At 35.9% G+C, this 23140-nt stretch carries 25 protein-coding genes; 13 read left to right on the forward strand and 12 right to left on the reverse strand.

Translation table 11 applies throughout. The annotated features are described in order from the left end of the window. Nucleotides 1-30: 30 nt before the first annotated feature. Nucleotides 31-1002, forward strand: coding sequence for a LuxE/PaaK family acyltransferase (locus tag GWK10_RS07000; RefSeq protein ID WP_164030773.1), 972 nt, complete (start codon nt 31-33; stop codon nt 1000-1002). Between the two features lie 98 nt (nt 1003-1100). Continuing rightward, nucleotides 1101-1553 (forward strand): YHS domain-containing (seleno)protein, encoded by a 453-nt coding sequence (locus GWK10_RS07005; protein WP_164030776.1) that lies wholly within the window; start codon nt 1101-1103, stop codon nt 1551-1553. 76 nt (nt 1554-1629) lie between these two features. On the opposite strand, the gene tyrS is transcribed toward GWK10_RS07005, so the two are convergent. Both tyrS and GWK10_RS07015 read right to left on the reverse strand, forming a co-directional pair. Then, entirely contained in the window at nt 1630-2925 is a 1296-nt protein-coding gene (gene tyrS, locus GWK10_RS07010) for a tyrosine--tRNA ligase (protein WP_164030780.1), read from the reverse strand. Nucleotides 2926-3152: 227 nt separating this feature from the next. Next, nucleotides 3153-3320, reverse strand: a complete 168-nt coding sequence (locus GWK10_RS07015; RefSeq protein ID WP_164030783.1) for a DUF6747 family protein — start codon at nt 3318-3320, stop codon at nt 3153-3155. 218 nt (nt 3321-3538) lie between these two features. Between GWK10_RS07015 and GWK10_RS07020 the strand changes: the two genes are divergently transcribed. Further along, complete coding sequence (locus GWK10_RS07020) at nt 3539-4579, forward strand: NAD-dependent epimerase/dehydratase family protein (RefSeq protein ID WP_239540723.1); 1041 nt, start codon at nt 3539-3541, stop codon at nt 4577-4579. Here the strand turns inward: GWK10_RS07020 and GWK10_RS07025 are convergent. The 3 genes from GWK10_RS07025 to GWK10_RS07035 are packed head-to-tail and all read right to left on the reverse strand — an operon-like array spanning nt 4557 to nt 7073. Continuing rightward, nucleotides 4557-5006: a DUF4296 domain-containing protein gene (locus tag GWK10_RS07025; RefSeq protein WP_164030787.1), complete on the reverse strand. Its 450-nt coding sequence runs from the start codon at nt 5004-5006 to the stop codon at nt 4557-4559. The two genes, GWK10_RS07020 and GWK10_RS07025, sit on opposite strands and share 23 nt — an antisense overlap. After that, entirely contained in the window at nt 5003-6346 is a 1344-nt protein-coding gene (locus GWK10_RS07030) for a dihydroorotase (RefSeq protein ID WP_164030790.1), read from the reverse strand. The genes GWK10_RS07025 and GWK10_RS07030 overlap by 4 nt, the downstream gene beginning before the upstream one ends. Then, nucleotides 6333-7073, reverse strand: a complete 741-nt coding sequence (locus GWK10_RS07035; RefSeq protein WP_164030794.1) for a polyprenol monophosphomannose synthase — start codon at nt 7071-7073, stop codon at nt 6333-6335. The genes GWK10_RS07030 and GWK10_RS07035 overlap by 14 nt, the downstream gene beginning before the upstream one ends. A gap of 120 nt (nt 7074-7193) precedes the next feature. Between GWK10_RS07035 and GWK10_RS07040 the strand changes: the two genes are divergently transcribed. After that, on the forward strand, nt 7194-7880 hold the full coding sequence (locus GWK10_RS07040; RefSeq protein WP_164030797.1) for a DUF4271 domain-containing protein: 687 nt from the start codon (nt 7194-7196) through the stop codon (nt 7878-7880). Nucleotides 7881-7895: 15 nt separating this feature from the next. Next, nucleotides 7896-8642, forward strand: a complete 747-nt coding sequence (locus GWK10_RS07045; protein WP_164030800.1) for a uroporphyrinogen-III synthase — start codon at nt 7896-7898, stop codon at nt 8640-8642. Nucleotides 8643-8744: 102 nt separating this feature from the next. On the opposite strand, the gene pckA is transcribed toward GWK10_RS07045, so the two are convergent. Then, entirely contained in the window at nt 8745-10361 is a 1617-nt protein-coding gene (gene pckA / locus GWK10_RS07050; RefSeq protein ID WP_164030804.1) for a phosphoenolpyruvate carboxykinase (ATP), read from the reverse strand. Nucleotides 10362-10452: 91 nt separating this feature from the next. After that, on the reverse strand, nt 10453-10851 hold the full coding sequence (locus GWK10_RS07055; RefSeq protein ID WP_164030807.1) for a DUF423 domain-containing protein: 399 nt from the start codon (nt 10849-10851) through the stop codon (nt 10453-10455). A 75-nt stretch (nt 10852-10926) separates the two neighbouring features. Here GWK10_RS07055 and GWK10_RS07060 point away from each other — a divergent pair, with 75 nt between their 5' ends. Together GWK10_RS07060 and GWK10_RS07065 are read left to right on the forward strand one after the other, a co-directional pair. Further along, nucleotides 10927-12291: a saccharopine dehydrogenase family protein gene (locus GWK10_RS07060; protein ID WP_164030811.1), complete on the forward strand. Its 1365-nt coding sequence runs from the start codon at nt 10927-10929 to the stop codon at nt 12289-12291. A gap of 57 nt (nt 12292-12348) precedes the next feature. Beyond that, entirely contained in the window at nt 12349-12819 is a 471-nt protein-coding gene (locus GWK10_RS07065) for an Lrp/AsnC ligand binding domain-containing protein (RefSeq protein ID WP_164030815.1), read from the forward strand. Nucleotides 12820-12908: 89 nt separating this feature from the next. Here the strand turns inward: GWK10_RS07065 and GWK10_RS07070 are convergent, their stop codons facing one another. The 5 genes from GWK10_RS07070 to GWK10_RS07090 form a co-directional block, all read right to left on the reverse strand. After that, complete coding sequence (locus GWK10_RS07070; protein ID WP_164030818.1) at nt 12909-13601, reverse strand: zinc metallopeptidase; 693 nt, start codon at nt 13599-13601, stop codon at nt 12909-12911. A 94-nt stretch (nt 13602-13695) separates the two neighbouring features. After that, the gene (locus tag GWK10_RS07075; protein ID WP_164030824.1) at nt 13696-14163 is read right to left on the reverse strand and encodes a hypothetical protein; all 468 of its coding nucleotides are present in this window, start codon (nt 14161-14163) and stop codon (nt 13696-13698) included. A gap of 252 nt (nt 14164-14415) precedes the next feature. Next, complete coding sequence (locus GWK10_RS07080; protein ID WP_164030828.1) at nt 14416-14577, reverse strand: hypothetical protein; 162 nt, start codon at nt 14575-14577, stop codon at nt 14416-14418. Between the two features lie 270 nt (nt 14578-14847). After that, a complete protein-coding gene (locus GWK10_RS07085; RefSeq protein WP_164030832.1) occupies nt 14848-17892 on the reverse strand; it encodes a leucine--tRNA ligase in 3045 nt (1014 codons plus the stop codon). Nucleotides 17893-17936: 44 nt separating this feature from the next. Continuing rightward, on the reverse strand, nt 17937-18872 hold the full coding sequence (locus GWK10_RS07090; protein WP_164030834.1) for a ketopantoate reductase family protein: 936 nt from the start codon (nt 18870-18872) through the stop codon (nt 17937-17939). Between the two features lie 91 nt (nt 18873-18963). Here GWK10_RS07090 and GWK10_RS07095 point away from each other — a divergent pair, with 91 nt between their 5' ends. From GWK10_RS07095 to GWK10_RS07120, 6 genes are all read left to right on the forward strand, one after another. Next, nucleotides 18964-19842: a cell division protein FtsX gene (locus GWK10_RS07095; protein WP_164030836.1), complete on the forward strand. Its 879-nt coding sequence runs from the start codon at nt 18964-18966 to the stop codon at nt 19840-19842. Beyond that, nucleotides 19842-20219 carry a hypothetical protein gene (locus GWK10_RS07100; protein WP_164030839.1) on the forward strand — a complete coding sequence of 126 codons (378 nt, stop codon included), beginning with the start codon at nt 19842-19844 and terminating at the stop codon, nt 20217-20219. The genes GWK10_RS07095 and GWK10_RS07100 overlap by 1 nt, the downstream gene beginning before the upstream one ends. Next, entirely contained in the window at nt 20216-20479 is a 264-nt protein-coding gene (locus tag GWK10_RS07105; RefSeq protein ID WP_164030843.1) for a DUF3098 domain-containing protein, read from the forward strand. Before GWK10_RS07100 ends, GWK10_RS07105 begins: the two co-directional genes overlap by 4 nt. Before the next feature lie 67 nt (nt 20480-20546). Further along, on the forward strand, nt 20547-21344 hold the full coding sequence (locus GWK10_RS07110) for an undecaprenyl-diphosphate phosphatase (RefSeq protein WP_164030846.1): 798 nt from the start codon (nt 20547-20549) through the stop codon (nt 21342-21344). A 6-nt stretch (nt 21345-21350) separates the two neighbouring features. Then, nucleotides 21351-22043: a tRNA pseudouridine(55) synthase TruB gene (truB, locus tag GWK10_RS07115; protein WP_164030849.1), complete on the forward strand. Its 693-nt coding sequence runs from the start codon at nt 21351-21353 to the stop codon at nt 22041-22043. A 102-nt stretch (nt 22044-22145) separates the two neighbouring features. Beyond that, nucleotides 22146-23072 carry a bifunctional helix-turn-helix transcriptional regulator/GNAT family N-acetyltransferase gene (locus tag GWK10_RS07120; protein ID WP_164030852.1) on the forward strand — a complete coding sequence of 309 codons (927 nt, stop codon included), beginning with the start codon at nt 22146-22148 and terminating at the stop codon, nt 23070-23072. The last annotated feature ends 68 nt before the right edge of the window (nt 23073-23140 follow it).

Here is a 23140-nt window from a genome sequence, read left to right on the forward strand (position 1 = left end):
AAATACTATAGCCCTACTTTTGTGGGGTACATGCGACACGACATTTTTTCAATAAAAACTGATGATGATTTTAAAAAGGCAGCTCTAGCAACCTTTGCACATCAGTTTGAAAATAATGGCGTGTATCGCGCATTTTGTGATTTACTATATAGACATCCTAGTGATGTACATCGTATCGAGGATATCCCTTTTTTACCAATTCAATTTTTTAAATCGCATAAAGTAGTTAGCACTAATACTTCTACTTTTCATGAATTTACCAGCAGCGGTACTACAGGAAACACGAGTACTCATTTTGTGAGCGACCTTTCGTTATATGAAAAAAGCTACCAGAATGGATTCAATCATTTTTATGGAGACATCGAAGACTATGCACTATTAGCATTGTTACCTTCCTACTTAGAGCGTTCAGGTTCGTCTTTAATATATATGGTTGACGATTTTATAAAAAAAAGTAGTCATCCTAAAAGCGGATTCTATTTAGACAATATTGAAGAGCTTTCAAATACACTAATGAGCCTAGAAAAGTCTGGTCAAAGAACATTGTTAATCGGGGTATCATTCGCATTATTAGATCTCGTTGAAAAAATGACTTTTAATTTAAAGCATACAACGGTTATGGAAACAGGAGGTATGAAAGGTCGTCGAAAAGAACTGACTCGAAAGGAGCTTCATGACAAGTTAAAAAAAGGGTTTGGTGTAGCCACTATACATAGTGAATATGGTATGACCGAATTACTTTCGCAAGCCTACTCTTTAGGAAATGGCGTTTTCGCCTGCCCACCATGGATGAGAGTCACTTCTCGAGAAACTGATGATCCTTTGACAATTCAAGCGACCGCAAAAACAGGAGGGCTCAATATCATCGATCTAGCCAATTATAATTCCTGTTCATTTATAGCAACTCAAGATCTTGGTAAGGTACAAGTTAATGGTAATTTTGAGGTCCTAGGACGTTTTGATCATGCCGATATACGAGGGTGTAATTTGATGGTGCTTTAATCGAATACCATTTGATTTTGCCAAAATTTCATAAACTTTTCTTAATGCTGTAATGTCCTTGCTTTTTTTCGACCTAATCATTGTAAAAGGATATATAAATGAAAAACACATTTGCCATCATACTTTTTTTAGCAGCTTTTGTAAGTAATGCTCAAAAAAATGACTACTACATTAAGAAAGGTTTTGCAATTGAAGGTTATGATGTTGTTTCTTATTTTGAAGGAACGCCTAAAAAGGGAGATAAGAAAATAACGACCGAATATGACGGTGCTACTTTCAGTTTTGCAACCAAAGAACATTTGGAGCAATTTAAAGCAAATCCCGAAAAATACGTTCCTCAATATGGTGGTTATTGCGCTTACGCAGTTGCCGCAAAAGGGAAAAAAGTAAGTGTTGATCCGGAAACATACGAGATTCGAGACGATAAATTATATCTTTTCTATAACGCCTGGGGTACAAATACGCTAGAGCTATGGAAAGAGAAAGGGGCTGCAAAATTACAAGCAGAAGCCGACAAAAAATGGGAAAAAATTGGAAAGAAAAAGAGTTAAGGTTAGTTGTTTAGTTATTTAGTTTCGAAAAGCCTCGCATATCTACAAAATTGCGGGGTTTTTCATTTTTTTGAAACTATTCAAATATCACTAAATAATTATTTCTTTTTCCCTTTTGCAGTAACACGTACTTCCCGTTTATCAAATCGGTTTTAGAAATGACATAATCCTCCTTTACTTTTTCTTTATTTACTGCAATTGAATTTTGTTTTAGCTCTCGTCGTGCTTCACCATTAGAACCTAAGAAATTAGTTTTTGCTGCCAGCGCTCCAATCATATCCAATCCATTTTCAAGTTCGCTCATCGGCAAAGTAGCTTGTGGAACTCCTTCAAAAACATCTAAAAATGTCTGCTCATCTAACTGTTTCAAATCATCAGCAGTCGATTTGCCAAATAAAATAGCCGAGGCTTTTACAGCATTAGCAAGGTCTTCTTGACCGTGAACTAGCTTGGTTACTTCTTCGGCAACTCGTTTTTGAAGTATTCTTAGATGTGGTGCATCTTTATGTTCGGCAATCAAGTTATCGATTTCATCCTTTGTCAAAAAGGTGAAAATCTTAACGTATTTTTCTGTATCTATATCGGTCGCATTTAACCAATATTGATAGAATTTGTAAGGTGATGTTCTGTTTTTATCAAGCCATACATTACCTCCTTCAGTCTTACCAAATTTGGTTCCGTCTGCTTTTGTGATTAATGGGCATGTTAAGGCATAGGCCTTACCACCAGTTTTTCGTCTAATAAGCTCGGTTCCGGTAGTGATATTGCCCCATTGGTCAGATCCGCCCATTTGTAACAAACAGTCATATTCTTGATATAAATGAAGAAAATCGTACCCTTGAAAAAGTTGGTAAGTAAACTCCGTAAACGACATTCCTACCTTTGACTCTGCACTCAACCTCTTTTTAACTGAGTCTTTCGCCATCATATAATTTACCGTTAGATGCTTCCCTACATCGCGCACAAAATCGATTAGCGAAAAGTTTTTCATCCAATCGTAATTGTTTACTAATTGAGCACTGTTGGAAGTACTAGCATCAAAATCTAAAAATCGCTCTAGTTGCAATTTTATACCGGCTATGTTTTTATTTAAGGTCTCTTCATCAAGCAGATTTCTTTCCGCCGATTTACCCGACGGATCGCCTATCATTCCGGTTGCACCCCCGACCAACGCTATCGGCGTATGCCCTGCCCGTTGAAAATGCATTAAAATCATTATTTGTACAAGACTACCAATATGCAATGAATCGGCCGTTGGATCAAACCCAATATAACCTGCTATTGATTTTTTAAGGAGTGTTTCTTCAGTTTCGGGCATAACATCATGAACCATTCCCCGCCAACGTAGCTCTTCAACAAAATTTGTATCCATCAGAATTTTTTAAAATACGGGCAAATATACTAATTGATTGTAGCTATGTGGGGTAAAATCGAGCATATCCTTAAGATAAAATGGTGTCGATTTTTTTTAATTCGCCAATTTCCTAATAACAGGCAGCTATTAAATGGAAAATACTTGTTCTAAAAAAGCTTGTGAAGAATATGGAATAAAAAAAACCGCCTATAAATAAGCGGTTTTTGAACTTGGTCGTAATTCTACTAAATGGTGAAGAATCCTGTAAAGATTCTAAATACAAATGCAAATAGCCCAATAGCCGTAGTCCCTAACACGAACCAAGTAATTGTTTTTAATAATAATTCAGATGCTGATGTCAAGCCATTAAATGCTTCAGCATATAATTTTTTAAAAAGTAGAAATGTTGTCATAGTCTATTGTTTTTTAAGTGTTCATTATAAAAACAATAGGTTTTCAGATTGGTTATAGCGAATGTATAACCAGAGTTTAAACCCTACAATAACCTTAATCAAAATACTCGTTTAGCAAAGGAAAAAAATCGATAAAGGTTTTAAGTGTTAAAAAATTAACATTTTATGTTAACAAAATATTAACGTTCGTTCAAACAAGCAACAGTCAATAGAATTACATGGCGAATACTTACTTTTACAATATGATTCTTATTACAGGCGCAACCGGTCTTGTGGGCAGCCATTTATTGGCAAAACTTCTCTTAACCAAAACTAAGGTTCGTGCAATATACCGAACTGAGAAAAAAAAACTAGCAGTAAAAAATATTCTGGCTTACTACACCGACAACGTAGATGCCCTTTTTGATACTATCGATTGGTTTCAAGCTGATATTACAGGAGTGCCAAAGCTTGCAGAAGCGTTTAACGATATTAATATTGTTTATCATTGTGCAGCCATTATATCTTTTGATGAGGCGGAGGCCAAAAAATTAAAGAAAGTAAATATCGAGGGAACGGCTAACGTTGTAAATCTTTGTTTATCTAACAAGGTCAGCAAACTTTGTTATACCAGCTCGATCGCTAGCCTAGGAGTAAACGAAAATGGCGAACCAATTACTGAAGAAACGCATTGGAATCCTGAAGCGCAAAATAATATTTACTCCATCACAAAATATGGCGCGGAATTGGAGGTTTGGCGAGGCTCTCAAGAAGGGCTAGATACCGTAATTGTAAATCCTGGTGTAATTTTAGGAAGTGGGTTTTGGCGCGGTGGTAGCGGTCAACTATTTAGAAGTGTAGCTAAAGGCCTTAAGTATTACACCTATGGTCGCGTTGGTTTTGTTGATGTAAAAGATGTTGTTGAGGTAATGATTGATCTTACAAATAGCAAAATTAGCAACGAACGTTACATTCTGGTAGCCGAAAATAGGAGTTTTAAGGAAGTTTTCGATTTGATCGCCTTCCATCTAAAGGTAAAACCAACAACAAAAAAAGCTGCCGGTTGGATGCTTCATCTAGCATGGCGACTGGATAAGACTGCCCATATTTTGTTTAACAAAAAAAGAAGGTTTTTTAAAGGAAGTGCTATATCCGCCCTGCAAGAACTTGAATACGACAATCAAAAAATACAAGCAGCTATCGGCTATAAATTCACTCACCTAGAAGATACTATAGCAGAAGTGAGTGAGCATTACCTTATTGAGAACGTGCGGGACTAGGAATTTTTTTCTTGTCTTGAGTAAGCTTTATTATTGAATCTCGCATTTTAAGGTTCTTTGCTTCATTTTTCTTTTCCTCATTACGCGCATCACGTTCTTTTTCAAACAACTCTTTTTGAGCTGCTAGTCGACCATTAACTTCTTCATACATCTTTAGCATTTGTGCTGGTTTTGATGCATAAAATGTGATACTTCGAGCCAATTGAGTACTATCTATGCTATATTTCGTAAATACATAGTTCTCTGAATCAATATTATGATCTGCCAATACCTCTTTCGCACTACTTTTGGTAGCGCTTAGCATATGTAGGTCATACAAAACCTGTATCATCTTCTCTTTCTCGATCAAATTTTCGGGCTTTTTAATGGCATCCGGCTTTTTGCACGAAAAACTTAGTAATACTATGAATACAAATAGTTTTCTCATCGATTAAAAGTTAACTGTTTTCCATGCAAATGCTCATCAAAATTCCCATTTTCATAGGCTAGTTTACCATTTATAAATGTATGCGTTATTTTGTGTTGAAAAGTAGTTCCTTCAAACGGTGACCACCCACACTTATATAAAATATTATCTTTTTCAACGGTCCAAGTATCCTTTGGATCAACTAATACTATGTCAGCATAAAAACCTTCTTTAATGTATCCTCTTTTTTCAATTTCAAATAAGATAGAAGGATTATGACACATTTTCTCTACAGCCTTTTCGTAGCTTAATTTTCCTTGAGCAACTGCTTCTAAAATACCTACAATTGCATGTTGAACTAAGGGCCCTCCCGATGGCGCTTTGGTGTAAACATTCGCTTTTTCATCCATGGTATGAGGGGCATGATCAGTAGCAATTACATCTATACGATCATCTAATAAAGCTTCCCATAATTGGTCTCTATCTCTTGCCGTTTTAACTGCGGGATTCCATTTAATATGAGTTCCTTTTGTTTTATAATCCTCATCAGAAAACCATAAATGATGTAAACATACCTCAGCGGTTATCTTTTTATCTTTTAGGGGGATGGAATTGTCAAATAATGCCGTTTCTTTTCCAGTTGATAAATGAAATACATGTAATCGAGCACCGGTTTCCTTTGCAAGTTCAATTGCTTTTGATGATGATAAATAACAAGCCTCTTCACTTCGGATGATTGGATGTAACTCGATCGGAATATCCTCCCCATATTTTTCTTTATACTCCGCTAAATTTCGTCTAATCGTAGCTTCATCTTCACAATGCACAGAAATTAGCAACTTTGTACTGCTAAATATTTTTCTGATGATATCTTCATCATCAACCAACATATTGCCCGTACTACTGCCTAGGAATAACTTAAGTCCTGCCACCTTTTTAGGGTCGATCTTTAAAATCTCGTCTAGATTGTCATTGGTCCCGCCAAACATAAAATTATAGTTGGCATAACTTGACTTTGCAGCAGTAGCTAGTTTATTGTCAAATTCTTCAGCCGTAGTTGTTTGTGGATTGGTATTTGGCATTTCTATAAACGAGGTAATTCCTCCAGCTATAGCTGCTTTCGATTCCGTTGCAATAGTTCCCTTATGAGTTAAACCAGGCTCTCTAAAATGAACCTGATCATCGATCATACCTGGTAATAACAACTTACCACTAGCATCAATTACTAAACAATCATTATCAGGGGTAATTTCATTCGCAATTTTTGCGATATAATCTCCTTCAATAAGCACATCGGTTTTAATACTCGCTCCTTCGTTAACGACCAATGCATTTTTTATCAGGGTTTTATTTTTGCTCATATTGTTTTCTATTAAAAATGCTACGAAGCTTCATGGTCATAATACCAAAAATAGCCTCAGAGAAGATAGAAGTATTCATTTTCGATTTCCCGAGTGCTCTGTTTGTAAAAATAACTGAAACCTCTTTGATTTTAAAGCCTTTTAACCAGGCTTTAAACTTTAATTCTACTTGAAAGGCATAGCCTACAAATTGTATTTTTTCAAAATTAATTGCTTCTAAAACTTCTCGCCTAAAGCATATAAATCCGGCTGTGGCATCTTTTACAGGTAATCCTGTAATAAAACGCACATACATACTAGCAAAATAAGATAATAGCACTCTACCCAATGGCCAGTTTACCACATTTACACCTTTTACGTAACGTGATCCGACGGCGACATCAAAACTATCGTCTTTACAGGCTGCATATAATCTAGCTAGGTCATTAGGATCATGAGAATAGTCCGCATCCATTTCGAAAACAAATTGATAATCACGCGATAAAGCCCATTTAAATCCGGCGATGTAGGCAACTCCCAATCCCTTTTTCTCTTCTCTATTTAATATAAAAAGATGATCCTTATATGAGTTTTGAAGTGTGGCGACACGTGCAGCTGTTCCGTCAGGAGAATTATCGTCTACTACTAAAATATGAAACGCTGGATGCTTTGCAAATATGGCATTTACAATAGCATCTATATTTTCGATTTCATTATACGTAGGTATAATTACCAGCGCATCACTCATGTGATCATTATTTATTTTGGGCAACAAAAGTACACATTTTGATGACCATCTTTGTTACTATAAAATCAAGAACAACTAGTTAGTAAATTGCAAATACCATATAGCGCAATCAATACAATAATGTTATTTTTACCAACGATGACTGATGCGATTATACGAAACGTAGAAACCAACGATTGGCTAACCATATTACTGGTACTAGCATTAGTATTAACTACAGTCGCAAAAAGCCTTTTCGAATCACGTTTTGCCTATTTTACTTCCTTATTTACCAACAACAAATACATTTCTATCTATGGCAAGGAAAAAAATCTCGTAATTAATCGCTTTAGCCTTTTATTGTTTTCAGCTCAAATAATTAGTCTTGCTATTTTCATTTATTTATCCTTTTTTGCTTTATCTGATGTTGCTGCAACCACGGATTATCTTTTTATAAAAATAATCTCATATTTATTGGTAATCATTGCTTTTAAGTATTTTTTAGAAAAAACTATTGCAGCAGTCTTTGAAATTGATGCCCTGTTTGAGGACTATAATTTTCAAAAAATAAGCTATAGAAATCTGATTAGCTTATACTTAATTCCGATTAATGCATTATTGATATACTTTAGTTTTAGCAACAACACCTTATTATATATAACAATAGCATTGTTTATATTAGTTAATCTCGCTGCCCAGCTAATTATCTTCAGGAAATATCAAAAACTAATCATAGACAATCTGTTTTATTTTATTTTGTATCTTTGCGCACTTGAAATAGCACCCTATTTAGTTGTGTTAAAAGTGATTCACCTAAACGCAAATTAATACGAAATATCGCTTATGAAAGTGAAAACCATTCTGGTTTCTCAACCGGAGCCTAAAGTAGAAAACTCTCCTTATTTAAGGCTTGTTGAGAAGCAGAAAGTAAAGATCGATTTTAGACCCTTTATACATGTAGAAGGGGTTGACGCGAAGGAAGTTAGACAACAAAAGATCGACCTGAATAAATTCACTGCAATTATACTAACAAGTCGTAATGCAGTCGATCACTTTTTCAGAATCGCAGAAGAAATGCGATTTAAAGTCCCAGATACTATGAAGTATTTCTGCCAGTCGGAAGCGGTTGCATATTACCTTCAAAAATATGTTGTATACCGTAAACGTAAAATTTATGTTGGCAAACGTACATTTCAGGATCTATCAATAATTGTCAAAAAGTACAAAGACGAAGAATTCATGCTTCCGTCTTCAGATAAATTGAAACCAATTATTCCTGAAATTTTGGACGACCTAAAAGTATCATGGACACGTGCTACTTTGTACAAAACGGTTATTAGTGACTTGTCTGACTTAAGAAATGTGTATTATGACATTCTAGTCTTTTTTAGCCCTTCAGGTATTCAATCGTTGTTTGAGAATTTTCCAGATTTTGAACAAAACGATACCCGTATTGCTGTTTTTGGTAACACCACGGTTCGTGAAGCAACCAATAGAGCACTCCGAATCGATATTCAGGCCCCAACGCCTGAAACACCATCGATGACAATGGCATTAGAAAAGTACATTTCTCAAGCTAATAAAAAATAATACTTTAGGGCAACAGCGTGAGTTGCTGCTTATTCAATAAAACAAAAAAATCCCTGAATTAACTTTCAGGGATTTTTTTGTTTTTATTTAATTACACCTCTACTAAAAAGCGTATCGTTGGGGTCCTCCACGGCGAATTTCTTCGCTCGCATAAGACTCAAACTGCTTAAAGTTTTCTCGAAATGCATTTGATAAGGTAAATGCCTTTTTATAGTAAGCTTCATCATCATTCCATGTAGTTCTAGGACTAAGTACCTCCGTTGGCACACCTGGGCAAGATCGAGGTTGCGCCACTCCGAAAACAGAGTGAATATGGTAATCGTCATAATTATACAATCCTAAATCTCCGTTAAGTACAGCATTAATCATTGCTCGTGTATACTTAAGTTTAATTCGAGACCCCACTCCATAAGGTCCACCAGTCCACCCAGTATTCACAAGCCATACATTTACTCCAGCTTCTTTCATTTTAGTACTTAACATTTCGGCATATTTTGTTGGATGTAATGGCATAAATGGCGCTCCAAAACAAGCAGAGAATGACGGAATAGGCTCTTTTACACCAGCTTCGGTTCCGGCAACTTTTGCAGTATAACCAGATATAAAGTGATAGGCCGCTTGACTTGGTGTCAATTTAGAAATTGGAGGAAGCACACCAAAAGCATCTGCTGTTAAAAAAAAGATGTTTTTAGGGTTTCGCCCAATTGATGGTTTTTGAATATTTTCAATGTGATAGATAGGATAACTTACTCTTGTATTTTGGGTGATACTTGTATCTCCAAAATCAACTGCGCCTTTATCGTCAATAATTACGTTCTCAAGGATTGCTCCTCGTTTTATTGCGTTATAAATCTCCGGTTCTTTTTCAGATGAAAGATCAATCACTTTTGCATAACACCCTCCTTCAAAATTGAAAACAGTATTTTCATTTGTCCAACCATGTTCATCATCACCAATCAAACGGCGATCAGGATCAGCCGATAATGTCGTCTTGCCAGTACCCGATAACCCAAAGAATATTGCCGTGTCATCATTTTTACCAACGTTAGCTGAGCAGTGCATTGGTAGTGTATTTTTAAATACGGGTAGAATAAAATTTAAAGCAGAGAAAATCCCCTTTTTTATTTCGCCGGTATAACCTGTTCCGCCAATTAATGCGATTTTTCTTGTGAAGTCTAGAATTGCAAAGTTAGCCTGACGTGTTTTATCTACTGCCGGATTTGCCAAAAATCCTGGCGCATTTACTACGAGCCATTCTTCTTGAAAACTTTCTAATTCTGCATCCGATGGTCGTAAAAACATGTTATATGCAAACATATTAGACCAAGGATATTCGTTAACTACCCGGATATTTAGCTTATAATTTTCATCAGCGCAGGCGTAAGCGTCACGCACAAAGACTTCTTTATCTCCTAAGTAATCGACAACCTTATCATAAAGTGCATCAAAATCATCACTATTAAAAGGTATATTAATGTCGCCCCACCAAACCTTATCTTTGGTAATATCATCTTTTACAATAAAACGATCTAATGGTGATCTTCCCGTAAATTTGCCAGTGTTAATCGCAAGCGCCCCGGAATTTACTTCAACTCCTTGACCTTTTTCAATTGCAATATCATGAAGCGCATCTGGACTAAGCTGGTAGTTAATTTTTTCGGTTTTAATACCGTATTTTTCCAGCGAAATCGTTTTCGTTAATTCGGTGTTCGAATCCATGAATTTGTGTGTTGTGTTGTTATGTGTTTCTAATGTTTAAACAGATAGCAAAACTATAAATTATTTAACCACTAGGTACTCTAATGTGATATTATTTCGTCTTTATTTTAAGCACATTAACGAATAAAACAATCCAACTAATAATAAGCAATGTCCCACCCACAGGCGTAATCAAGGCAATCGATTTAAAATTAAATGAAGTAAGGTCGTTTGTTGTCAAACCGTAAATAGATCCTGAGAACAGAATAATTCCAATTGTTACAAGATGCCACAGCACATTCTTCGTTTTAGTTTTTAATGCCGAAATACACGCTATCAATAACATGAATAGCGCGTGATACATTTGATATTTTACACCTGTTTCTAAGGTTTGTATTTGTTCCGCACTAATTAGTTGTTTTAATCCATGGGCGCCAAAAGCCCCTATTAAAACAGCAATTAGTCCGAATAGCGCTGCTGTAAGCACCAACTTTTTATCAACCTTATTCATATATTGTATTTTTTAAATATAACATTTAGGTATATTTGTGTTACATACATAACACTTGATCGTTAGTACAAAGCTATGAGAAAAATTCTGGTAATTGGCGCAGGAAGATCAGCTTCCTCTTTAATACAATACCTTTTAGACAAATCTGCAACTGAACAACTGCATATCACCATCGCAGATTTACAAATTGAGAATGCCAAACAACTTACCGGAGATCATACCAATGCCAGTGCAATAGCGCTAGACGTTTTTAATACGGAAGGAAGACAAACTGCAATCAAAGCCTGTGATCTTGTAATTAGTATGCTTCCTGCACGCTTTCATATTCAAGTAGCAAAAGATTGTCTTCAATTTAAAAAACACATGGTAACGGCATCATACATCAGCGATGAGATGCGTGCACTAGATCAAGAAGTTAAAAGTGCCGGCTTGGTATTTATGAATGAGATTGGCCTTGATCCAGGTATCGACCATATGAGTGCTATGCAAATAATTGATCGTATTCGTGAAGGCGGTGCCAAATTATTGCTATTTGAATCGTTTGCAGGTGGATTAGTAGCTCCAGAAAGCGATAACAACTTATGGAACTATAAATTCACGTGGAATCCTAGAAATGTTGTATTGGCTGGACATGGAGGTGCAGCTAAATTTATTCAGGAAGGCAGTTATAAATACATCCCATATCACAAATTATTCCGACGTACCGAGTTTTTAGAAATTGAAGGACACGGAAGATTCGAAGCCTATGCTAATCGCGATTCTTTAAAATACCGCAGTGTGTATGGTCTTGATGATATTTTGACCCTTTATAGAGGCACCATAAGAAAAGTTGGCTTTAGTAAAGCTTGGAATATTTTTGTTCAGTTAGGAATGACCGACGACACTTATATTATGGAAGGCAGCGAACATATGAGTTATCGTGATTTTATCAATTCTTTCCTTCCATACAGTTTAACTGATAGTGTTGAACTTAAACTGCGCCATCTTTTAAAGATTGACCAAGATGACATTTTCTGGCTGAAGCTAGAAGAACTTGACCTGTTTAATCCTAATAAAATGATAGGGTTAAAAGATGCCACACCAGCCCAAATGCTTCAAAAAATATTAATGGATAGCTGGACATTAGCCCCTGATGATAAGGATATGATAGTGATGTACCATAAGTTTGGTTATGAACTAAACGGAGTAAAGAAACAAATTGATTCTAACCTTGTTGTTATCGGGGATGATCAGCCTTATACGGCTATGGCAAAAACAGTGGGACTACCAGTGGCTATTGCAGCGTTACATATTTTAAACGGGACGATAAAAAAACCTGGCGTGCAACTACCTATAACCAAAGAAGTATACGATCCTATTTTAAAGGAACTAGAAGATTACGGTATTGTGTTTCACGAAAAGCAAGTGTCTTATGTAGGTTACAATCCTCAAAACAAATAATAGTTTTTATTTCATTTATTCTGATTTTAGCTACATTTACTTTCAATTCGAATAGTTATGAAGCTAAAAAATGAGATCGTTCAAATTGATGGGATTGATAAAAAGATTCTACGATTTTTAATGGCCGACGCCCGTAAACCAATACTGGAAATTGCCAGACAAATCGGAATTTCAGGAGCAGCAATACACCAACGATTGCGAAAGTTGGAATCCTCTGGTCTAATTTCTGGTTCAAAATTTATTATTAATCCAAAAGCACTGGGTTATAATACAATGGCGTTTATCGGAATCTTTTTAGACAAAGCAATGAGCAATCCGGATGCTGTTCGCCAGTTAAAACAAATTCCCGAAGTACTCGAATGTCATTATACGACAGGAAACTGGTCCATCTTCATAAAAATTTTATGTCAGGACAACGAGCATTTAATGAACTTGCTGAATAAGGAGATTCAAACTATAAAAGGAGTGCAGCGCACAGAAACTTTTATTAGTCTAAATCAGCAGATAGAACGGCAAATTAAAGTTTAGTTTTTAGCAGAATAGTCTCGAATACCCAATAAAAAAACCACCAACACAAATAGTATTGATGGTTTAAATAAATCATTCAATATTTCTATTTAGTCATTCCCTAAAAATCGAAATGCGAAGTAAACCAAGGTTGCCAATGACCCCAAAGCAGCAACCAAGTAAGTCCTTGCAGCCCATTTAAGCGAATCTTTAGCTCCAGACAATTCTTCCCGACTTACCATGTTTTTTCGCTCTAACCAGACCAGTGCTCGGTTACTGGCGTCATATTCTACAGGTAGTGTGATAAAGCTGAAAAGGGTTCCCATGGCGAACATTCCTAGGCCCACTAATAATACCATTTTACCAATACCAACACTTGCTGCACTCATCAAAATAATACCCCCCATTATGGCAAACATCGAAAATTTTGAGGCAACTCCTACAACCGGTACTAACTGAGACCGCATTGTTAGCCAACTATATGCTTGCGCATGTTGGACGGCATGACCAACTTCATGTGCAGCTACAGCAGCAGCAGCAGCATTTCGTTGGCTATAAACTGCTTCACTCAAATTCACAGTTTTATCTCTTGGATTATAATGATCGGTAAGGCGTCCTGGAGTAGAAATAACTTTTACATCACTAATGCCGTGATCAGACAACATTTTTTGCGCAATCTCTGCGCCACTCATTCCATTTCGCAAATGGACTTTTGAATAGTGCTTAAACTTAGATTTTAGGCGGTTGCTAACTAACATACTGATTAACGCAATACCACCTACCAAAATATAATAGGTCATCATAACTTTCTAGTTTTTATTAAATATAGTTATTAAAAAGCAAAAACCTCGCCAGATTAGCGAGGTTTTAACTTGATGTCATATTTGTGAAAATTTGTCAGTTTTGACAGATCATTACTTGAAATTTTCCTTCTATAAAGTTATCAGTATCAATTTCATGACTTAATGTACCTTGTACGTGGGTATCGTCAATACTATCTATAGTAATTGTGGTATTTTGCATGATAGCACCACTAGCTAAGTTTTCCCACAGCACTAGTTCCGTCTCATCTACATTACCCGTTTCATTTTTAGTTTTTATGGTAACGTGATTCTCATTTTGTAAACTTAGATTATCACATGAAAATTCAGTTTCAGACAGTACTATAATTAATTGATTATTTCCATTTACGATCGCAAAACCACTATCCGGATTAAAGTCTATTCCATTAATTTTTCCTTCCGGAATAAAATTTTCAATGGTCATTAGATTTTCTATTTCTACGGGTTCATCTTTAGAACAAGATTGTAGTAAGAAAAAAGCAAGGATTAAGGTTGGAAGGGCAAGGGGAAATTTAATTGTCATTTTGGTTATTATTATGTTCGTATATAAAACAGTTTAAACCTAAAAAACCCTACCCAAATTTCATATAAATTTATTATTTTAAATAATTGATAATCAGTTATTTAAAATATATTTTTAAAACAAAAAAGATCTTGCTTTCTAGCAAGATCTTTTGAAATATTTTTAACCTTTAGTCAGTAATTTAATTGCTAAGAAAGACAGCGAATAAATCGTTCATTTTAGGTCTGGTTCTAAAGGGTAAACTACTCTCTTTTATTTGAAGTTAGCTGGTTGTGTTACTGCAACAGAAAATTGAGTATCGGTAGCATTATCCATTTCAGTCTCAGATGAGTTTAAAGCGATATTTGCAACACTTAGTACTAAGGCAATTACAAAATAGATAAGTCCTCTTTTAATTTGTTTTGTACATCTCATGATAGAAAAGTTTGGGGTTACTTATATAACAACAACTCCTTAAAATACCCTACCTCTTTCAACAAAAAATCCCGCTAAGTGCGGGATTTTATTTGTTTTAGGTCTGTTTGTTATTACCAGATAGCAATAGCTAATAAAGTGGTAAGCAAACTACAATAGATAAGTACTTTTTTCATGTTGTTAAGATTTAGCAATTTGGGGTTGCATATATATAACAACCTAAAAACCAAATACCCTACCTTATCAACACTTTATTAACAAAATAAATTTCTAACCAACAATATTTACAATCTTACCTGGTACTACAATTACCTTTTTTGGAGTGCGACCTTGTAGCTGTTCTTTTGTTTTTTCATGCACCATTACTGCTGCCTCTATATCATCTTTACTAAGGTCTAAAGGTAAATCCATCGTAAAACGCATTTTGCCATTAAATGATATCGGGTAGGTCTTACTATCCTCTACCAAATACTTTTCTTCAAACACTGGGAAAGACGCAGTTGAAATGCTATCCTCATGCCCTAGAAGCGACCACAGCTCTTCTGCGATATGCGGAGCATAAGGCGATATTAGTATACACAAGGGCTCTAACACGGCTTTAGATCGACATTTTTGAACTGTCAATTCGTTTACCGCAATCATAAAGGTTGATACCGATGTATTAAACGAGAAGTTCTCGATATCTTCTTCTACCTTTTTAATGGTTTTATGTAGTGTCTTTAAACTTTCTTTTGAAGGTTCAGCATCGGTGACTTTTACGCCATTATCATCAGCATACAACTTCCACATTTTTTTAAGGAAAGAATGTACTCCTGTAATACCAGCAGTATTCCAAGGTTTGGCTTGCTCAAGCGGACCTAGAAACATTTCGTACATGCGCAAAGTATCAGCCCCGTAGCGTTCACAGATGTCATCTGGGTTGACGACATTGTACTTGGACTTGGACATTTTTTCCGTTTCTCTAGAAACTTTGAAAAGGCCATCTTCCATTGTAAGAACTTTTGAATCCTTGAATTGTTTTGTTTTCTTCTGAAATTCAAGCACATCAATTGTATTATCTATATTGACCATACTTACATCAACTCTAGAAGGAAAGACTTGAAATAAATTTCTATTCCAATCTATTGCATCATATCCTAATTCTTTTGCAAAGGAATTTAATTCATTATAAATCTTAAGTATTTTATTTTGAGTAGTTCCATCAATCTTATATCTATCAAAGTCACTTGCTATATTCTCCGGGTTAGATAGCCAAAGGGTTCCAAAAAACTTTATATGTTTCCTAATAAAAAGAACAACATCAAAACTTAACAAAATCGTCTTGAAATCCGAACCTTCCGAAGCTGAATTTTTACTGTTCCAATACGGACCCCTATAAAAGCTAACAAATGCCCCTTCTCCCAAGATCATCCCCTGATTAATCAACTTCTTTGCATATTCATCAACCGGTAAATACCCACGATCGAACAAGAATTTTTGCCAAAAACGCGAATACAATAAATGGCCAGTGGCGTGTTCGCTTCCCCCTATATATAGGTCAATTTCTTTCCAATAATCCACGGCTTCTTTACTTACAAAGGCCTCTTCATTATGCGGATCCATATAGCGGTTAAAGTAGTACGAACTTCCTGCCCAACCTGGCATCGTATTTAGTTCTAAAGCAAAAACGGTTTCATTATCAATACGATCGTTTGAAACAACCTCATTTTTATTTGTGTCCCAAGCCCAGTCAGTGGCATTTCCTAAAGGGGGTTCTCCTGTTTCAGTTGGTAAATACTTCTCAACTTCTGGTAATTCAATGGGCAAATGTTTGGAATCAATCATTTGCGGCAATCCGTTTTTATAATATACCGGAAATGGCTCACCCCAATAACGCTGTCTGCTAAATACCGCATCACGCAATCGGTAATTAATCTTGCCTTTGCCTTGTCCTATTTTTTCTAATTCGTCAATCGCTTTTCTTACTGCTTCTTTATATGGCAATCCGTCAAGAAAATCCGAATTAGCGATGACAGTATTGTCTTTATCGGCAAATGCTTCTTCAGAAATATCTATATCCTTGAAAATATTGGGAATATCGATACCAAAGTGCTTTGCAAAATCATAATCACGTTGATCCCCGGAGGGTACGGCCATAACAGCTCCTGTACCGTAGCCAGCCAATACATAATCGCCTATCCAAATTGGGATTGGTTCTTTTGAGAATGGATGCTCGGCATATGCCCCCGTAAATACCCCACTAATGGTTTTTACATCAGCCATTCGTTCACGTTCACTTCGTTTTGCAGTTGCTTCAACATAGGCATCAACTGCTTCTTTTTGCTCTGGAGTAGTAATTTGAGAAACCAACTCATGTTCTGGAGCTAAAGTCATAAATGATACTCCAAAAATAGTATCAGGTCTAGTTGTGAACACCCCAATTCTGAACTCTGAACTCTGAACTCTGAACTCAACATGAGCTCCTTCACTACGCCCTATCCAATTAGCCTGCGAATCCTTAAGCGGCTGCGGCCAATCTATTTTATTTAATCCATCTAGTAAACGTTGCGCATAGGCTGCAATACGCATACTCCACTGCGTCATTTTCTTACGAATAACTGGATGTCCGCCACGCTCTGAAACACCATTTACGATCTCATCATTCGCCAATACTGTACCTAAAGCGGAGCACCAGTTTACTTCGGTTTCAGCTAAATAAGTCAGTCTATATTTTAATAGTAATTGTTGTTTTTCGTCTTCCGAAAGCGAATTCCAAGTAGCGGCATCAAATGCCTCTGTATCGTCATCACAAGCTGCTTTGACCTTGCTATTCCCTTCTTTTTCAAAAATGGAAACTAAGTCATCAATTGAACGCGCTTTATCTTGATCGTTATCATACCATGAGTTGAATAATTGAATAAATATCCACTGCGTCCATTTGTAATAACTAGGATCTGATGTTCGCACTTCACGACTCCAATCAAATGAAAATCCGATTTTATCTAGTTGCTCGCGGTACCTCTTAATATTAGTTTCTGTCGTAATAGCAGGATGCTGACCGGTTTGAATAGCATACTGTTCAGCCGGTAAACCAAAACTATCATAGCCCTGCGGGTGCAATACATTAAAGCCTTTATGCCTTTTATAGCGCGCATAAATATCACTGGCGATATATCCTAAAGGATGCCCAACATGTAACCCTGCTCCCGACGGATAAGGAAACATATCTAAGACATAGTACTTAGGTTTATCAGAATTATTTTGAGCATGAAAAGTTCCATTTTCTGCCCAATGTTTTTGCCATTTGGCTTCTATAGTATTAAAGTGATATTGCACGGTATTTGTATTGTATATCAGCCTGCAAAAATACAGGGTTTTACCTAATTTCTAAGGTGCTTTCGTGCTTTTTTCTCCATTGGCAGTAGACAGTTATAAATAAAAGAATTTACAGGAGTAGGAATCCCCATTTTCAATCCTTCTTTTACAACATATCCATTAAAATTTTCTAGTTCTGAAGGTCTTCCTTCCATTATATCACGCTGCATGGATGCCGTGGTATGATATGCTTGTTTATCAATTGCAGCGAATGCCTTTTCAATTGTCTTTTGATTGATGTTAATTCCTTTTGTATTGGCAATTTCCAGAATTTCGTTTGCCGTTTGCTGCATCATATCGCGTAGTTTTTCATCCTCGCGCATAACACCAATTTCTGATCTGGTCAAAGCACCAAGTCCGCTAATTGTTGTAATAAATAAGAATTTTGTCCAAATGGCGGCTTGGATATCTTCAGGCACTATACAATCTACTTTTGCATCCATAAACAACCACTGTATTTTTAAAACTCTATCCGATTTTTCATTATTCAGTTCCCCAAAAATAATCTGAGGATGAAATGCAAAATGATTGATCACACCCGGTGATTCAATCTTACTAATAATTCGACATAATCCTCCTAAAACTTGATTTTTCCGGAGGGAAATCAGTAATTTTTCTGCATTATCTGCACCATTTTGTAATGGAATTACAACGGCATCAGGTTTTAACACCGATTTCAATTGCTTACCAATATCTTCTACCTGCCACGATTTTACAGCGAGAAAAATAACATCGGCGTGTTTAACTATTGCTACTTCATCAGTAGCTTTTGCTTTTGGGATTTTAAAATCACCTTCGATACTTTTTACAGTAAGACCATTTTCCTTAATCGCTTCTAAATGCTTCCCTCTGGCAATAAAAGTAACTTCATGACCTGCTTTCGCTAATTTTCCACCAAAAAATCCACCTACCCCGCCTACACCAAATACAACAATGTTCATAATATGTGGTTATAATATCTATACGAATTTAAAATACGATATATAATTCGTTTACTTTTGTTTGTGAAATTTCTGTTTACCAAAAATCTACATGAGTTCATCGTACGATAAATATCAAAAACGTCGCTTAATATCCTCCTATTTTTCAGTAGTTATCAGTATTTCATTGGTGCTTTTTTTACTGGGTTTATTGGGATTGTTAGTACTGAATACCAAAAAGGTTGCCGACCATTTTAAAGAAAAGATTGCTTTATCAGTCTATCTAAAAGACAACGCTAAAGAAATTGAAGTAAATAGATTACAAAAACGACTATCGATGGCCGATTACACCAAATCGGTTACTTATATTTCGAAAGAACAAGCTGCTGAAGAGCAAAGCAAAAAAATTGGCGAAGACTTTTTAAGCTATCTAGGGTACAACCCCCTGCAGAATAGTATGGATATTTTTCTAAAAGCTGATTTTGTTTCGCCAGAAGCTTTAGAGGAAATCACTACTGAAATCAGCTCGAAAAATTTTGTAGATGAAGTTGTATATGACAAACCTCTCATCGCCCTACTTAATGACAATGTAAAGCGCATTAGTTTTTGGGTATTGGTTATAAGTGGTGTTTTTACATTCATAGCGGTGCTGCTGATTAATAGCTCGATACGATTATCAGTTTATTCAAAGCGATTTATTATTAAGACCATGCAGATGGTTGGTGCCACCAAAGGCTTTATTAGAAAGCCATTTATTTGGAAAAGCATAAAACTAGGCATCGTAGGAGCTCTTCTAGCAATCGCTGGTGTAGCTGTAGTATTATACTACCTTAATAAAAGCTTCTTAGAACTCAATCTACTTAGTGACACCTTACTTATAGCGGGATTGTTTACTGGTATTTTATTAGTAGGTATTATCATTACTTGGATTAGCACCTTTTTTGCAACCCAGCGTTTTCTCAACTTACGAACAGATCAGTTATACGCCTAATGAAGTATTTTTTCTGGACGATTTCGATTACGCTATTCGTTGTTTTTTTGGTCTTATTTTGGATCACCTTTCGCCCTATAAAAAATGTGACTGCCGAAGATGTTGTTCAGGTTGAAGGAATTGTAACCGATATTTATCAGGGGAGTGGCAATGACATCTATTTCAAAATAAAACAAGTAGAACGACCTTTTTACATTAACAGAGGGATGAAACTTGGGCTTTATTTAGATAGTCTTAACAACACGGTTTTAAATAAAAGGGTTATTTTGCACAGCATTAAAAGATGGACCCCTTTAACCACAGATGGCATACATCCACACATATCAAAACTAGTGGTTGATGATAAGGTCATTTTTAATGAAATTGAAGACCAATGAGTAAAAAGAATATTAAAAAGCCTGAACAAGAACCTTCAAAACAATTTGTTTTCGGTAAGCGCAACTATCTTTTTATGTTTATCGGCATTGCATTTATTGCCTTAGGTTTTATCTTAATGGCGGGTGGTGCTAGCGACGACCCCAACGTTTTTAATCCAGAGATTTATAGTACTCGAAGAATACGAATAGCACCTACTTTAGTACTTATAGGTTTTGCTATTGAAATCTATGCCATTTTAGCTTCGCCTAACAAGAAATAGATCTCACACTTCAACTCAAATTTATAGTGTATTTTTGCCGAAAATCAACAGCTAATACTTCCAGTTAATGGAGATCATCGATGCAATTATTCTTGGTATTATTCAAGGACTTACTGAGTTTTTACCAGTATCATCAAGCGGACACTTAGAACTAGGAAAAGCCATTTTAGGTGACGAATCTGTTCCAGAAGAAAGCTTACTTTTTACAGTAGTAATGCATTTTGCCACTGCATTAAGTACCTTGGTTATTTTTAGAAAGGAAGTAATGGAGATTGTAAGAGGTTTGTTTCAATTTAAGTGGAATGAAGAAACACAATTCTCATTAAAAATTATCCTTTCGATGATTCCTGCCGTTTTTTTAGGCCTATTTTTTGAAGAACAACTGGAAGCCCTTTTTGGCGAGAATTTACAACTAGTCGGTTTTATGTTGTTGGTTACTGCACTGCTGTTATTTTTAGCCGATAGAGCAAAGAACACAGAGAAAAGCGTAAGTTATCCAAATGCATTTATAATCGGCCTTTCTCAAGCAATTGCAATGTTACCGGGTATTTCTAGATCCGGTGCAACGATATCCACTTCTGTCCTATTAGGAATTGATAAAACAAGAGCTGCAAAATTCTCATTTTTAATGGTTGTTCCATTAATTTTCGGCAGCATAGCCAAGACACTTTTAGACGGCAAAATCACCTTAGACAGTTCGCAGTTAGTTCCACTTTCGGCTGGATTTATTGCGGCTTTTGTTGCCGGCCTTTTCGCATGTACATGGATGATTAGTCTTGTAAAGAAGAGTAAGCTTAGTTATTTTGCCGTTTACTGTCTTATTGTGGGGGCAGGTGCCATTATGTATTCATATTTATCGCAATAGTTGCTTATGAAACTGGAGGCTGAAGATTTTAAAGAAGGACAAATCCTTTTAATTGACAAGCCCTTGGAATGGACATCGTTTCAAGCAGTAAACAAGATTAAGTGGATGCTTAAGAAAAATCTTGGGCTTAAAAAAATAAAGGTTGGACATGCAGGCACACTCGATCCTCTGGCCAGCGGACTATTGATTATATGCACCGGTAAGTTCACCAAAAAAATATCCGATTTACAAGATCAGGTAAAAGAATATACTGGCACCTTTCATTTAGGCGAGACCCGACCTAGTTATGACATGGAAACCGAAGTTGATGCTACTTTCCCCATAGATCATATCGATGCAGATTTAATAGAAAAAACTACAGCTCAATTTATTGGCGAAATTGATCAGAAGCCTCCAATTTTTTCAGCACTTAAGAAAGATGGAAAGCGCTTGTATGAACATGCGCGAAAAGGTGAATCTGTTGAAATTCCGATGAGAAAAGTAACCATCCACGAGTTTGAGATAACTGCTATTAACCTTCCGGAAGTAACATTTAGAGTCGTTTGTAGCAAAGGAACCTATATTAGATCGTTAGCACATGATTTTGGAAAAGCTTTAGACTCTGGTGCATATTTATCTTCTTTAAGACGAACAAAAATTGGTGATTTTAATGTTGAAAATGGGATTTCACCGAACGATTTCACTTCTATTTATCAATAAACGCTTTCCTGATTTGTAAAATTTTTATTTCATTTATATATTTACGTAGTCAACTACGTAAATAACATTACATTGAAAGAATTTTATAATAAAACCGGCAAAATGGCAATTGGTACACGCTTACGACTGTTGAGCGAGCATCTTGTTGAGCAATCTGCTCAAATATATAATGATTACAATAACAACATGAAACCAAAATGGTTTCCGGTCTTCTTTATCCTTTGTGAAGAGTCTCCTCTTGGTATAACTAAAATCGCTCAACAAATAGGTCAATCGCATCCGTCTGTTAGTATTGTTGTAAAAGAATTACTAAAAGAAGGGTTAGTTTTTGAAACGAGAGACCCTAAAGATGCTCGAAAAAACCTTATCGATATCACCGATAAAGGCCGTGTACTGCGTCAAGAATTAAAACAAACTTTTGAAGATGTTGCTACTGTTATTGAAACATTAAATAACGAGGCTACAAATAAACTTTGGCGAGCTTTAGATGAATTTGAGTATTTGTTAGATCAAAAATCGATGAGAAATCGAGTTGCAGAAGTCAGAAAAAAGCGAGAAGCCGAACATATTGAAATCATTCCATATAGCACTAAATACGCAACTGATTTCAAGAGATTGAATCAGCGTTGGATAGAAGCGTATTTTGTTATGGAAGAGTCAGATCATCAATCACTTGAAAATCCACAGGAATACATCATCAATAAGGGCGGTCATATTATCATGGCTTTATATAATGGGAAAGTTGCAGGCACGTGCGCATTGATAAAAGTTGATGATCCTGAATATGATTTCGAACTTGCAAAAATGGCAGTTGATCCTTCAGTTCATGGTAAAGGAATTGGACGTATTATAGGCAACAAAATGATTGACATTGCCAAGCAACAGGGCGCAAAAAGAATATTTCTAGAAAGTAATACCATTTTAACCCCAGCGATAAAGCTATACCAACAGCTCGGCTTTACTAAAATGATTAACCGTCCATCGCCTTATGAGCGCAGTAATATTCAAATGGAACTTATTATAGACTAGTTTGCAATTTTAAGCCCTATCTAATATGTTTCTTAACGATTTCTAGTAGGGTTTTAGTAGTCAAAGTC

Source organism: Spongiivirga citrea (assembly GCF_010671565.1).
GTDB classification, from domain to species: Bacteria; Bacteroidota; Bacteroidia; order Flavobacteriales; family Flavobacteriaceae; genus Spongiivirga; species Spongiivirga citrea.